This is a genomic window from Actinosynnema sp. NPDC059797, from assembly GCF_042732085.1.
In the GTDB taxonomy this organism is placed as follows: Bacteria; Actinomycetota; Actinomycetes; order Mycobacteriales; family Pseudonocardiaceae; genus Actinosynnema.
The window spans coordinates 1-13,203 of the sequence record NZ_JBHWIE010000207.1; the positions used below are offsets into that span (position 1 = coordinate 1).

General features: G+C 74.2%; 13 protein-coding genes. 9 read left to right on the forward strand and 4 right to left on the reverse strand.

All coding sequences use genetic code 11. The features are described 5' to 3' along the window. Positions 1-91: 91 nt before the first annotated feature. Both ACFV4N_RS30650 and ctaD read right to left on the reverse strand, forming a co-directional pair. Positions 92-562: a hypothetical protein gene (locus ACFV4N_RS30650; protein WP_499676106.1), complete on the reverse strand. Its 471-nt coding sequence runs from the start codon at positions 560-562 to the stop codon at positions 92-94. A gap of 108 nt (positions 563-670) precedes the next feature. Then, complete coding sequence (gene ctaD, locus ACFV4N_RS30655) at positions 671-2,440, reverse strand: aa3-type cytochrome oxidase subunit I (protein WP_499676107.1); 1,770 nt, start codon at positions 2,438-2,440, stop codon at positions 671-673. Positions 2,441-2,600: 160 nt separating this feature from the next. On the opposite strand from ctaD, the gene mshC reads away from it, so the two are divergent. Continuing rightward, positions 2,601-3,839 carry a cysteine--1-D-myo-inosityl 2-amino-2-deoxy-alpha-D-glucopyranoside ligase gene (gene mshC, locus ACFV4N_RS30660; RefSeq protein ID WP_499676108.1) on the forward strand — a complete coding sequence of 413 codons (1,239 nt, stop codon included), beginning with the start codon at positions 2,601-2,603 and terminating at the stop codon, positions 3,837-3,839. Positions 3,840-3,899: 60 nt separating this feature from the next. Here mshC and ACFV4N_RS30665 read toward each other — a convergent pair whose 3' ends face one another. Together ACFV4N_RS30665 and ACFV4N_RS30670 are read right to left on the reverse strand one after the other, a co-directional pair. Beyond that, a complete protein-coding gene (locus ACFV4N_RS30665) occupies positions 3,900-5,705 on the reverse strand; it encodes a S8 family peptidase (protein WP_499676109.1) in 1,806 nt (601 codons plus the stop codon). A 197-nt stretch (positions 5,706-5,902) separates the two neighbouring features. After that, the gene (locus ACFV4N_RS30670; RefSeq protein ID WP_499676110.1) at positions 5,903-6,391 is read right to left on the reverse strand and encodes a GbsR/MarR family transcriptional regulator; all 489 of its coding nucleotides are present in this window, start codon (positions 6,389-6,391) and stop codon (positions 5,903-5,905) included. 89 nt (positions 6,392-6,480) lie between these two features. Between ACFV4N_RS30670 and ACFV4N_RS30675 the strand changes: the two genes are divergently transcribed. The 8 genes from ACFV4N_RS30675 to ACFV4N_RS30710 all read left to right on the forward strand — a co-directional run. Further along, positions 6,481-7,413 carry an ABC transporter ATP-binding protein gene (locus tag ACFV4N_RS30675; RefSeq protein ID WP_499676111.1) on the forward strand — a complete coding sequence of 311 codons (933 nt, stop codon included), beginning with the start codon at positions 6,481-6,483 and terminating at the stop codon, positions 7,411-7,413. Next, positions 7,410-9,002 carry an ABC transporter permease gene (locus tag ACFV4N_RS30680; protein ID WP_499676112.1) on the forward strand — a complete coding sequence of 531 codons (1,593 nt, stop codon included), beginning with the start codon at positions 7,410-7,412 and terminating at the stop codon, positions 9,000-9,002. Before ACFV4N_RS30675 ends, ACFV4N_RS30680 begins: the two co-directional genes overlap by 4 nt. Positions 9,003-9,053: 51 nt before the next feature. Then, complete coding sequence (locus ACFV4N_RS30685) at positions 9,054-9,611, forward strand: helix-turn-helix domain-containing protein (protein WP_499676113.1); 558 nt, start codon at positions 9,054-9,056, stop codon at positions 9,609-9,611. Further along, a complete protein-coding gene (locus tag ACFV4N_RS30690; protein WP_499676114.1) occupies positions 9,608-10,801 on the forward strand; it encodes an MFS transporter in 1,194 nt (397 codons plus the stop codon). The genes ACFV4N_RS30685 and ACFV4N_RS30690 overlap by 4 nt, the downstream gene beginning before the upstream one ends. Positions 10,802-10,859: 58 nt before the next feature. Beyond that, complete coding sequence (locus tag ACFV4N_RS30695) at positions 10,860-11,504, forward strand: TasA family protein (RefSeq protein ID WP_499676115.1); 645 nt, start codon at positions 10,860-10,862, stop codon at positions 11,502-11,504. Between the two features lie 58 nt (positions 11,505-11,562). Next, complete coding sequence (locus tag ACFV4N_RS30700; protein WP_499676116.1) at positions 11,563-12,081, forward strand: hypothetical protein; 519 nt, start codon at positions 11,563-11,565, stop codon at positions 12,079-12,081. An 11-nt stretch (positions 12,082-12,092) separates the two neighbouring features. Next, positions 12,093-12,578: a signal peptidase I gene (locus ACFV4N_RS30705; RefSeq protein ID WP_499676117.1), complete on the forward strand. Its 486-nt coding sequence runs from the start codon at positions 12,093-12,095 to the stop codon at positions 12,576-12,578. A 34-nt stretch (positions 12,579-12,612) separates the two neighbouring features. Then, the coding region (locus tag ACFV4N_RS30710; protein ID WP_499676118.1) for a response regulator transcription factor at positions 12,613-13,203 on the forward strand (591 nt) is incomplete at its 3' end.

Consider the following 13,203-nt stretch of genomic DNA (forward strand, 5'->3'; position numbering starts at 1 on the left):
GGGGGACGCCCCCTGAGGGTCGCGGGGGGCCCCCCCGGCGGGCCCCCCCCCGGGGCCCGGGGGGGGGCCCCCCCCCCCCGGCCCGGCGCCGTCAGCCGGTGCCCAGCCGCACCACGGCGCGGTCGCCGTCGACGGCGACCAGGGTGATGCCCTGGTCGTTCTGCCAGGTGGTGGACCCGGTGCCTAGGGTCACCGTGAACACGCCGCCCCGGCTGGACGCGTCGCACCGGCCGCTGCACGACCCGCTGCTCCGGTTGCCCGTGTGCCTGCCGGTGAGCACGGCCTCGTCCGCGCCGACCGACTCGACCCGCAGCGCCTCGACACCGCTGTCGGCGGGCGTCGGCAGCTCGGCGGGCGCCGTGACCAGCACCTCGCACACCCCGTCCGCGCAGGCGGCGAGGTCGCTGCCGTCGGCGGCCTCCACCGGCGTGGTGGTGGCGGTCGTCCCGGGGACCGGGTTCCCCGCCTCCCCGCCGGGCGCGCCGCAGGCGACCGCGACCGCCGCGACCGCCGCGACCGCCGCGCCCAGGGCTGCCGACCAGGACAGGCGTGACGAGGACATGTGCCCGGCTCCGTTCCCGATGTTCCCCGATGTCCCCCGGTGGGCGACGACCCGACGCTAGCGGCGCCGGCGGCCGCGCCGGGGCGTCGTGACCTGAAGCTGCCGGCGTCAGCCCCCGTCGTGGTCGACCTCCCGGTCGGTCGGCGCGAGCGCCTTGTCCGTGGTCGAGTCGTGCACGCCGCGGTGGCGGCCCCCCTTGAGCAGCGAGAACTGCGCCTCGTCCCGCATCCGCTCGACCATGTGCGGGTAGTGCAGCTCGAACGCGGGTCGTTCGGAGCGGACGCGGGGCAGTTCGGTGAAGTTGTGGCGCGGCGGTGGGCAGGTGGTGGCCCATTCGAGGGAGTTGCCGAAGCCCCAGGGGTCGTCGCGGCCGGCGGGGTCGCCGAAGCGGTAGCTGCGGAACACGTTCCACACGAACGGCAGCACGGACGCGCCCAGCAGGAACGCCCCGAGCGTGGAGATCGTGTTCATCAGGGTGTAGCCGTCCTGGGGCAGGTAGTCCGCGTAGCGCCGGGGGAACCCGAGGTTGCCCAGCCAGTGCTGGATGAGGAACGTGCCGTGGAAGCCGATGAACGTGGTCCAGAAGTGCAGCTTGCCCAGCGGCTCGTCGAGCATCCGCCCGGTCATCTTCGGGAACCAGAAGTAGATGCCCGCGTAGGTGGCGAACACGATCGTGCCGAACAGCACGTAGTGGAAGTGGGCCACCACGAAGTACGTGTCGGTGACGTGGAAGTCCAGCGGCGGCGAGGCCAGGATGATGCCGGTCAGCCCGCCGAGCAGGAACGTCACCAGGAACCCGACGGCGAACAGCATGGGCGTCTCGAAGCTGAGCTGCCCGCGCCACATGGTGCCGATCCAGTTGAAGAACTTGATGCCGGTGGGCACGGCGATCAGGAACGTCATCAGGGAGAAGAACGGCAGCAGCACCGCGCCGGTGGCGAACATGTGGTGCGCCCACACCGCCACGGACAGGGCGGCGATGGCGAACGTCGCGGCGACCAGTCCTTTGTAGCCGAACAGGGGCTTGCGGCTGAACACCGGGAAGATCTCGGTGACGATGCCGAAGAACGGCAGCGCGACGATGTAGACCTCGGGGTGGCCGAAGAACCAGAACAGGTGCTGCCACAGGATCACGCCGCCGTTGGCCGGGTCGAACACGTGCGCGCCCAGGTGCCGGTCGGCGGCCAGGCCCAGCAGGGCGGCGGTCAGGATCGGGAAGGCCAGCAGGATCAGGATCGAGGTGACGAAGATGTTCCAGGTGAAGATCGGCATCCGGAACATGGTCATGCCCGGTCCGCGCAGGCACACCACGGTGGTGACCATGTTGACGCCGCCGAGGATCGTGCCCAGGCCGGACACGGCCAGCCCCATGATCCACAGGTCCGCGCCGGCGCCCGGCGAGTGCGCCGCGCCGCTCAGCGGCGTGTAGGCGGTCCACCCGAAGTCCGCCGCGCCGCCGGGCGTGACGAACGAGGTGAGCACGGTCAGGCCGCCGAACAGGAACAGCCAGTAGGAGAAGGCGTTGAGCCGGGGGAACGCCACGTCGGGCGCGCCGATCTGGAGCGGCAGGACGAAGTTGGCGAACCCGAACAGGATGGGCGTGGCGTACAGCAGCAGCATGATCGTGCCGTGCATGGTGAACAGCTGGTTGTACTGCTCGTTCGACAGGAACTGGAGGCCCGGCCGCGCCAGCTCGCCCCGGACGAGCAGCGCCATCAGCCCGCCGACCAGGAAGAACGCGAACGACGTGGTCAGGTACATCAGGCCGATCTGCTTGGGGTCGGTGGTCCGCAGCAGCCCCAGGAGCACCGCCCCCCTGGGCCGACGTCGGGCCGCGCCCGGGTGGACGACCACGGGTTCCGGCTTGAGCGCGGTCATGGCCGCCTCCCTCGTCGCGACGACGTGAGCCGGGACACATGGTCCTCGGGTCGCCGGCGGCGGGCAACCGGTGCGGTGACGCGCGGTGACCGGGCGTCGGCGCCGTCCCGAGGTGCGGGCGTGCCGGGCGCCCGGGTCGGCGCGAGTTAGGGTCGGGAGCATGCAGACCTGGTCATCCACCCCAGTCCCGCGGGTAGCGGGCGAGCCGCGCCCGCTGCGGCTGTTCGACACCGCCACCGGCGAGGTGCGCCCGACCGCCCCCGGCCCCACCGCCGGGATGTACGTCTGCGGCATCACCCCTTACGACGCCACCCACCTGGGGCACGCGGCGACCTACCTGGCGTTCGACCTGGTCCACCGGGTGTGGCTGGACAACGGGCACGACGTGCACTACGTGCAGAACGTCACCGACGTGGACGACCCGCTGCTGGAGCGGGCGGAGCGCGACCAGGACGACTGGGTGGTCCTGGCGATGCGGGAGACCGCGCTGTTCCGGGAGGACATGGAGGCGTTGAGGGTCCTGCCGCCGCGCCAGTTCGTGGGCGCGGTCGAGGCGATCCCGGAGATCGTCGAGGCCATCGGCAAGCTCCTGGCCTCCGGCGCCGCCTACCGGGTGGACGACCCGGAGTTCCCGGACGTGTACTTCGACCACGGCGCGACCGGCCGGTTCGGCTACGAGTCGAACTACGACCTCGACACGATGACCAGGTTCTTCGCCGAGCGCGGCGGCGACCCCGACCGGCCGGGCAAGCGCCACCCGCTGGACGCCCTGCTGTGGCGCGCGGCCCGGGACGGCGAGCCGTCGTGGCCCTCGGAGCTGGGCGAGGGCCGGCCGGGGTGGCACATCGAGTGCAGCGCCATCGCGCTCAACCGCCTGGGCACGCCGTTCGACGTCCAGGGCGGCGGCTCGGACCTGGTCTTCCCGCACCACGAGTTCTCCGCCGCGCACGCCGAGGCGCTGACCGGGCAGCACCCGTTCGCCCGGCACTACGTGCACGCGGGCATGATCGGCCTGGACGGCGAGAAGATGTCCAAGTCGCGGGGCAACCTGGTCTTCGTGTCCAAGCTGCGGGCCGAGAAGGTGGACCCGAACGCGGTCCGCCTGGCCCTGCTGTCCGGGCACTACCGCGCCGACCGGCCGTGGACCGACGAGCTGCTGGAGTCGGCCCGGGAGCGCCTGTGCCGCTGGCGGCGGGCGGCGGCGCTGCCGACCGGCCCGGACGCGGCCCCGACCGTGGCCCGGCTGCGCGACCACCTCGGTGACGACCTGGACACGCCGAAGGCGCTGGCGGCCCTGGACGCCTGGGCGGCGGAGGCGCTGTCGGTCGGCGGGTCGGACGGCACCGGGCCGACGCTGTTCCGCGCGGCGGTGGACTCGCTGCTGGGCGTGGAGCTGTAGGGCGGACGTGCGCCGCACCCCGGACCGCGCGACGCGGCCCGGGGTGCGGCGGTCACCGGATCAGGCGTCCAGCGTCCAGCTGTTGATGTAACCCGTGTCGAGGGAGGCCGCGTCGCGCACCCGGAGCTGCCAGGTGCCCGCCGCCGTCTCCGACGACGCGTTCACGGTGTACGAGCGGTTGATGTTGTCCGCGCTGCCGCCGGAGCGGTTGTGCAGGTTGTAGACCGAGCCGTCGGGGGCGACGAGGTCCACGACGAGGTCACCGACGTAGGTGTGCACGATGTCCACCTGCACCGTGGTGGTGGCCGAGGCGCTGCCCGCGCAGGACAGGGCGATCGGGCTGGTCACCGTGGCGTTGTCGCGGATGGCCACGTCGGTGCCGTTGGTCGCCGGGTCGCAGCCGCCGCCGGCGGCCGTGACCGCCCACGAGAACGTCGTGCCGCCGGTCCGGCCCGCCGAGTCCGTCGCGGTGACCGTCACCGAGTACGAGCCGGTGGTCGTGGGCGTGCCGCTGATCAGGCCGGACGAGCTGATCGACAGGCCGGGCGGCAGGCCGGTGGCCGAGAAGGTGTACGGCGCGGTCCCGCCGGACGCGGTCAGCTGGAGGCTCACCGGGGTGCCGACCACCGTCGACTGGTTGCCGGGGTTGGCGACCGCCGGGCCGCCGGGCGTGGCGCTGCCGGTGAACAGCAGCTTGTTCGGCGAGCCCGTGCCGGGGCTGGTGATCTTGCCCGAGGTGGCGGCGTCGACGATGGCCGTGTTCACCGCGGGCGGCGCGGCCGTCGGGTTGGCCGCCAGGTACAGCGCCACCGCGCCCGCCACGTGCGGCGACGCCATGGACGTGCCGCTGATGGTGTTGGTGGCGGTGTCGCCGGTGTGCCAGGCCGAGGTGATGTTCTGGCCGGGCGCGAACAGGTCGGTGCAGGTGCCGTAGTTGGAGAACGAGGCGCGGGCGTCGGTGTTGGTCGACGCGTTCACGCTCAGCGCCTCCGCCACGCGGGCCGGCGAGTAGTTGCAGGCGTTCGCGTTGGAGTTGCCGGACGCCACCGCGTAGGTGATGCCCGCGGCGATGGAGTTGCGCACGGCGGTGTCCAGGGCGGTGTCCACGCCGCCGCCGAGCGACATGTTGGCCACGGCGGGCTTGACCGCGTTCTGGGTGACCCAGTTGACGCCGTTGACCACGCCCGCGGTGGTGCCGGAGCCGGCGCAGTTGAGCACCTTCACCGCGACCAGCCGGACCTCCTTGGCCACGCCGTGGGCGGTGCCGCCGACGGTGCCGGCGACGTGGGTGCCGTGGCCGTTGCAGTCGGTGTTGTTGGTGTCGACGGTGTTGGTGCCCCAGGTGGCCCGGCCTCCGAAGTCGGCGTGCGTGGTGCGGATGCCGGTGTCGATGATGTACGCCCGCACGGTGCTCGCGGTGGTGGCGTAGTTGTAGGCGCTGTCCAGCGGCAGGTCGCGCTGGTCGATGCGGTCCAGGCCCCACGACGGCGGGTTCTGCTGGACGGCGTCCAACTTCACCGGCAGGTCGGCCTGCACGAACGCCACGCGCGGGTCGGCGGCCAGGCGTCGGGCCTGGGTCTCGGACAGGGTGGCGTGGAAGCCGTTCAGGGCGTGCTGCCAGGCCGTCCGCACCTGGCCGCCGTACCTGCCGACCAGCGAGGACGCGGTCGAGGCGGAGGCCGAGCGGGGTGAGGCCGAGTCGTTGAGCACCACGACGTAGGAACCGGGGACGGCGTCGGCGCGGTCCGCGCCGAGCACGGTGCCCTCCGCCATGGCCACGCCGGTGCTCGCGAGGGTCAGGGCGGCGGCGGACACGGCGGCCAAGCCGAGCGCGGCCAGTCTTCGGGTCGTGCGGTTGTCTCCCATGACAGGGTCTCCCTAGAGCAGGGCTGCTCGACCGCGCCGGCCTCGGGCCGGTCGGTCGGGCGTGCAGGGATGGGGGACGTTCGCGAACGGCGGTGCGACCTGGTCACCATGCATCGTGGGGGCGAATGGGACCCCGCACTAGGGCCGATCGTCGTGAAAGGGGACCCGGCGCGATCAGGGCTTCGGCACCGCGCGGGTCAGGGGCCGAACCGCTGGTCCCGGTACTGCCGCCAGTGCTCCAGCAGGGTGGGCAGCTCGCCCTGGACGAACTCGAAGAAGGCGCGCATCTCGGCGATGCGCCGGCCGGCGGAGCTGTCCGGGCCCAACACCTCGACGCCCTCCTTGAGGGGGACCTCCCAGCGGCGGAACATCTCGTCGCGGCGGACCAGCGCCTCGTACCAGACGTCGTCGAACACCCGGTACACGTCGCGCCGGGTGCCCGTCTCGCGCTCGCGGCTGACCAGCCGCACCTGGGTCAGGTAGCGGACCGCGCCGGAGATCGCCGCGGGCGAGACGCGCAGCAGGTCGGCGAGCTCGGCGGCGGTCAGGCTGCCGGAGTCGGTGGCGAGCAGCGCGACGAAGACCCGCGCGGGCATCCGGGGCACCCCGGCCTCCACGAACACCGAGGAGAACCGCTCGATGAAGCGCAGGACCGCCTGGTCGTCGCGCTCGTCAACCTGTGTCACCGTCGCATCATCTCCCAACACCCGATCGGGCGGAAGTTTATACGCTTCCTTAACTTCACGAGTTTGTGAAAAGACTGTAACTTCCGGTCATGACATCTGCGATATCCGTGTCGGGCCTGGTCAAGACCTTCGGCCCGACGCGCGCGCTGGACGGTCTCGACCTGACCGTCCGCCAGGGGGAGGTGCACGGCTTCCTCGGCCCGAACGGGGCGGGCAAGTCGACCGCGATCCGGGTGCTCCTCGGCCTGCTGCGGGCCGACGCCGGCACCGCGACCCTGCTGGGCGGCGACCCGTGGCGCGACACCGCCGCGCTGCACCGCCGGCTCGCCTACGTGCCCGGCGACGTGAACCTGTGGCCGAACCTGACCGGCGGCGAGGTGATCGACCTGCTGGGCCGGCTGCGGGGCGGGTTGGACGAGAGGCGCCGCGCCGAGCTGCTGGAGCGCTTCGAGCTGGACCCGCGCAAGAAGGGCCGCACCTACTCCAAGGGCAACCGGCAGAAGGTGGCCCTGGTCGCGGCGCTGGCGTCGGACGTGGAGCTGCTGATCCTGGACGAGCCGACCTCCGGGCTGGACCCGTTGATGGAGGCGGTGTTCCAGGAGTGCGTCGACGAGTTGCGCGGCGAGCGGACCGTGCTGCTGTCGAGCCACGTGCTGGCCGAGGTCGAGGCGCTGTGCGACCGGGTCAGCATCATCCGCGACGGCCGCGCCGTGGAGACCGGCACGCTGGCCGAGCTGCGCCACCTGACCCGCACCAGCGTGTCCGCCGAGCTGGCGGGCCCGGTCGACGGCCTGGGCGACCTGCCCGGCGTGCACGACCTCGCGGCGGAGGGGGCGAGGGTGCGGTTCGAGGTCGACGGCGAGCACCTGGACGGCGCGCTGCGCGCCCTGCTCCGGGTGGGCGTGCGCGCGCTGACCAGCCGGCCGCCCACGCTGGAGCAGCTGTTCCTGCGCCACTACGAGCGCGGGGCGCCGGGGGAGGCCGGGTCGTCGGGCCGGGCGCGGGGCCGGGTGTCGTCGTGACCGGCCTCGGCTCGCTGGTGCGCCTGGCGCTGCGGCGCGACCGGCTGCTGCTCGCCGCGTGGGTGGTGGGCCTGGTCGGCATCACGCTGGCCACCGCCTCGGGCATGTCCGAGCTGTACGGCACGGTCGAGTCGCGCCGGCAGCTCACCGCGACGGCGGGCGCGAACCCGGCGTTCCTGGCGATGCTCGGGCCCCTGCACGACGCCGACACCATCGGCGGCGTGCTGACCTGGCGCTGGGGCGTGTTCGCCGGGCTGCTGGTCGGCCTGATGAGCGCGTTCCTGGTCACCCGGCACACGCGCGCGGAGGAGGAGACCGGGCGGCTGGAGCTGATCGGCTCGGCCGTCGTCGGCAGGCACGCGCCCCTGGCCGCCGCGCTGGTCACCGCGCTGGTGGCGAACCTGCTGGTCGGCGGCCTGATCGCGATCGGCCTGATCGGGTTGGGCGAGGACGCGGGCGGCGCCGCGGCCCTGGGCGCGGCACTGGCCGCGGCCGGGTTGGCCTTCGCCGGGGTCGGCGCGGTCGCCGCGCAACTGCCGGAGAGCGCCCGCACCGCCAACGCGCTCGCCGGGGCCGTGCTGGGCCTGTCCTACCTGCTGCGGGCGGTCGGCGACGCGGCGGGCGAGCACGGCCCGACCTGGCTGACCTGGTGCTCGCCGCTGGGCTGGGTCGAGCTGACCCGGCCGTTCGCCGGGAACCGGTGGTGGGTGCTGCTGCTGCCGGTGGCGCTGGCCGCGCTGCTGGCCGGCCTCGCGGCCCTGCTGGTGACCCGGCGCGACAGCGGCGGCGGCCTCGTGCCCGTCCGGCTCGGACCGGCCCGCGCGCCGAGGTCGCTGGGCAGCGCGTTCGGCCTGGCCTGGCGGTTGCAGCGGGGGGCGCTGCTGGGCTGGGCGCTCGGCCTGTTCGCGCTGGGCGCGGTGTACGGGGCGGTCGCGCGGGGCGTGGAGGAGATGCTGGCGGCCAACCCGGCGCTGCGGCAGGTCATCGAGGGCATGGGCGGCTCCGGCGGGCTGGTGGACGTCTACCTGGCCTCGATCGTCGGCATCATCGCCCTGTTCGGCGCCGCCTACGCGGTGCAGGCGGTGCTCCGGCCGCGCGCCGAGGAGGCGGAGCTGCGCGCGGAGCCGGTGCTGGCCACGCCGGTGAGCCGGGTCGCGTGGCTCGGCGCCCACGCGGGGATCGCGATCGCCGGCGCGGCGGTGGTGCTGGCCGCGGCCGGCCTGGGCGCGGGCCTGGTGCACGGGCTGCGGGTGGGCGACGTGGGCGGGCAGGTCGCCCGGCTGGTCGGCGCGGCCCTGGCGCACGTGCCGGCGGTGTGGGTGGTCGCGGGCCTGGCGCTGGCGGTGTTCGCCCTGGTCCCGAAGCTGACCTCGGCGAGCTGGGCGGTGCTGGTGGCGTTCCTGGTGCTGGGCCAGCTCGGGCCGTTGCTGCGGCTCGACCAGTGGGCCATGGACCTCTCGCCGTTCACGCACGTGCCGAAGGCGCCGGGCGCGGAGGTCACCGCGGGCCCGCTGCTGTGGCTGGCGCTGGTCGCCGCGGTGCTGGTGGTGGTCGGGCTGGTCGGGTTCCGCCGGCGGGATGTCGGCTGACATCTGAAAGAAACCTTTCGAAAGGTTTCTTTCAGGACTACCGTCGGGGCCATGGACCTCCCACGGCCCCGACGGGTCACCGACGTCGACGCGCTCAAGGCGCTGGCCCACCCCCTGCGCGTGTCGCTGCTCAACCACCTGGTCTCGCTCGGCCCGCGCACCGCCAGCGAGTGCGCCGAGGCGGTCGGCTCGTCCGCGTCCAACTGCAGCTGGCACCTGCGGCAGCTCGCGAAGTTCGGCTTCGTCGAGCGCGCCGACGCCGCCGGCGGGCGGGACCGCCCCTGGCGGGCCACGTCCGTCGGCTACGAGGTCGGCGGGTTCGACGAGGACCCGGCCGTGCGCGCGCAGCAGGACGCGCTGCTGGTGCTCCAGCTCAACGAGGAGAACCGGCTGGCGCAGCGGTTCCTGGAGCGGCAGCACGAGCTGCCGGGGGAGTGGTCGGCGGCCGCCTCGCTGCACGGCTACTCGGTCAACGTGACCGCCGAGGAGCTGACCGGCCTGCTCGGCGCGATCGACGACCTGCTGCGCCCCTACCTCGTGCCCGTGCGCGAGGACGTGCCCGAGGGCGCGCTGCCCGTCCACGTCGGCCTGCGGGCGTTTCCGAGGTGACCGGGCCGCTGGGGGCGCCGGCGTTCCGCCGGCTGTGGCTCGCCGGGTTCGTCTCCCAGCTGGGGGACTGGGTGCTGCTGGTCGCCCTGCCCGTGCACGTCTACCAGCGCACCGGCTCCACGGCGGCCACCGCGACCACGTTCGTGGTCGCGCTGCTGCCGAGCCTGGTGCTGTCGCCGGTGGCCGGGGTGCTGGCCGACCGCTGGGACCGCCGCCGGCTCGTCGTGGCGGTGGGCCTCGCCCAGGCGGTCACCCTGCTGCCGCTGCTGACCGGGGACCTCGTGGTGCTCAACGTGGTCATCGCGGTGCAGTCGGGGCTGGCGGCGCTGTTCCAGCCCGCCGTGAACGCGCTGCTGCCCACCCTCGTGCCGCGCGAGCAGGTGGTCGCCGCGAACGGGCTGGTCGGCCTCGGCGACAACCTCGCCCGGCTGGTCGGCGCGTCCCTCGGCGGACTGCTGCTCGGGCACGCCGGGCTGTCCGGCGTGGTCCTGGTCGACGCGGTGTCGTTCCTGCTCGCCGCGGGGCTGCTGGCCTCGCTGCGCACCCGCGACCGGGAGGGCGCGGGCGGTGCGGCGGCCGGCCCGCCGTGGCGGGCGTGGCTGGACGGGCTGCGCGGGATCAGCGGCCCGCTGCGGCCGATGCTCGCCGTGTTCCTGCTGACGGCGACCGGCCAGGGCCTGTTCGTGGTGCTGTTCGTCGTGTTCGTCACCGAGCGCCTCGGCGGCGGCGCGACCGAGGTGGGCCTGCTGCGCGGGGTGCAGTCGGTCGGCGGCCTCGCGGCGGGCCTGCTGGTCGGCGCCCTCGCCCGGCGGTTCCCCGCCGGCCGGCTGCTCGGCGCGGCCCTGATCGCCTTCGCGGTCGTCGCGGCGGTCGGCTGGAACGGGCCGCACCTCACCACCGCGCTCGGCTTCTACCTGGGCGTCTTCGTCGTGGTGGGCGCGCCCGGCGTGCTGGTCGGGGTCGGCATGACGTCGGTGCTCCAGCTGTCGACCACCGACGAGGTGCGCGGCCGGGTGATGGCGACCTTCCTCGGCCTCTTCGACGCCTGCCAGGGCCTCGGCATGGTGCTGGCGGGCGCGCTGACCCCCGTCCTCGGCCTGTCCGCGCTGCTCAACGCCCAGGCCGGGCTGTACCTGGCGGCGGGCGTGCTGGTGCTGGCGAACCTTGAGGTGGGCTTGAGGAAGCCCTGAGGCGACGCTGACGCCCGGACGCGAACCTCGGTGCCAACACCGAGAAGAGGAGTCCGAAATGCAGCAGCACCGCCGCCGCTCCGCCTGGCGCCCCGCCGCACTGGCCGCCGTCGGGGCGTCCGTGCTCGTCGCCATGGGAGTCGGGGTGTGGGCGACGCTCACCGCGACAGCGGCGAACGTCGCGCCCGAGCAGGTCGCGAGCGGCACGCTGAAGCTCACCCTGGCCAACAGCGGCGCGGGCTTCGGCCAGAGCATCACCAACCTCGCCCCCGGCGACACCGTGAACCGGTACGTCGCGCTGACCAACGGCGGCACCCTCGACGCCCAGGCGCTCACCCTCCAGGTCAACGCCGCCGGGGCGAACGCGCTGATCAGCGACGGCGCCACCAGCAGGGCGCTGCGCGTGACCGTCACCGAGTGCGTCGGCGGCGCGTGGACCCCCGACACCGGCGCCTGCGGCGGCACCAAGGCGGTGCTGCTCGCCGCCACGCCGCTGAGCGGCCTCGCGTCGGCCGTGTCGCTCCCCGCCGGTGCGATGGCGGCGGGTGACGTGCAGAACCTCCAGGTGTCGGTCCAGCTGCCCGACCAGAACGAGACCACGGTCAACGGCGTGCTGCCCCAGGGCACCGTCCAGGGCCAGTCGGTGAACCTCACCTACACCTTCGGCGAGACCCAGCGCTCCGCCGGCACCACCAACTCCTGACCGCCCACCGACTCCTGACCGCCCACCGCCACGAGGACGCCGAGAGGACTTCGCCGGGATGAGGACGACGATGGTGCGGTGCGCCGCGCTCGGCGGCATCGCCCTCTCGGCGCTGCTCGCCACCGGGGTGGCCGACGCGGCGACCCGGGCCGCCGCCGGTGCCGCGGCGGTGGCCGGGACGGCCACCTGGTCGGCCACCCTGGTCCGCGCCGACGGCGCGGTCCTCACCGGCCAGCCGTACACCGCCAACTACACCGCGGTGGCCCACACCGCCTACCTGTCGGCGCGCAACACCGGCACGACCGCCCTGAGCGGCCAGGTCTACTCGATCACCGGGTCCGGGTTCGCGCTGTCGGGCGTCGCCCTCGACGCGTGCGCCGCCGGGCCCTGGCAGAACGGCTCGTGCGCGGGCCAGGTGGTGCCGGTGCGCAACGGCGCCACCGCGGCGCTGCCCGTGGCGCCCGGCGCGTCGGTCGGCCTCCGGCTGTCGCTGCCGTCCGGGATCGGCGTGTCGATCTCGGTGTCCGTCTCCGCCTCGCGCGCGCACGCCCGCGCCGCGACCACCACCACCTCGTGAAAGGACCCGCCGTGCGCGTGCTGTCCGGTCTGCTGCTCGCCACCGCCGCGCTCGGCTCGGTCGGCGTGGCGCTCGTCGTCGTCCTGCTGCACGTCGGGTTCGCGCCCGTGCTGTCGCCGAGCATGGAGCCGTCGTTCGCGGCGGGCGACCTGCTCGTCACCAGGGCGGTCGCGACCACCGACGTGGAGGTCGGGGACGTGGTGGTGCTCCCGCGCCCCGACGCGCCCGGCGAGAGGTACGCCCACCGGGTGATTTCCCGGGACGCCTCCGGGGACGAGGTCGTGGTGCGCACCAAGGGCGACGCGAACCCCGCCGAGGACCCGCAGGCGCTGCGGGTCGTGTCCGACACCGTGCCGGTCGCGGTCGGTGACGTGCCCTTCGCCGGCCGCGCGGCCCTCCTCGGGCAGCACGCGTGGGTGCGGATCGCCCTCATGGTGCTGATCGGGTCGGCCGTCGTGGTGGCGGCCAAGCGGGCCCTGCTGCGGCCCGCGCGGTGATGCCGGGAGCGAACCGGGTGCCCACACTGGGTCGGTGAGCGCCGCCAAGGTCCTCGTCGTCGAGGACACCCCCGAGATCCGGCTGGTGGTCGAGCTGGCGCTGCGCGACGCGCACTTCGCCGTGGAGACCGCCGGTGACGGCGACCGGGCGCTGGAGCTGGTCCGCGGGTGGGAGCCGGACGTGGTGGTGCTGGACCTCAACATCCCCAGCCCCGACGGGCTGGAGGTGTGCCGCCGGCTGCGCGGGTTCTCCACCGCTTACGTGCTGATGCTGACCGCTCGGGCCGACGAGGTGGACAAGCTCGTGGGCCTGGCCAGCGGCGCCGACGACTACCTGACCAAGCCGTTCTCCCCGCGCGAGCTCGTCGCCCGCGTGCACGCGGTGCTGCGGCGACCGCGCACCGGCGGCCCGGTGGGGGCGGACCGGCGGGTCGTCGGGCCCCTGGAGGTCGACCTCGACGCCCGCGAGGTCCGCGTCGACGGCGTCCGCGTGCCCACCACCAGGATCGAGTTCGAGCTGCTGGCGGCCGTCGTCGAGCACCCGCGCCGGGTGCTCACCCGCGGGCAGCTGCGCCGCCGCGCGTGGGGCGAGGACTGGCTGGCCGACGACCACGCGGTGGACGTG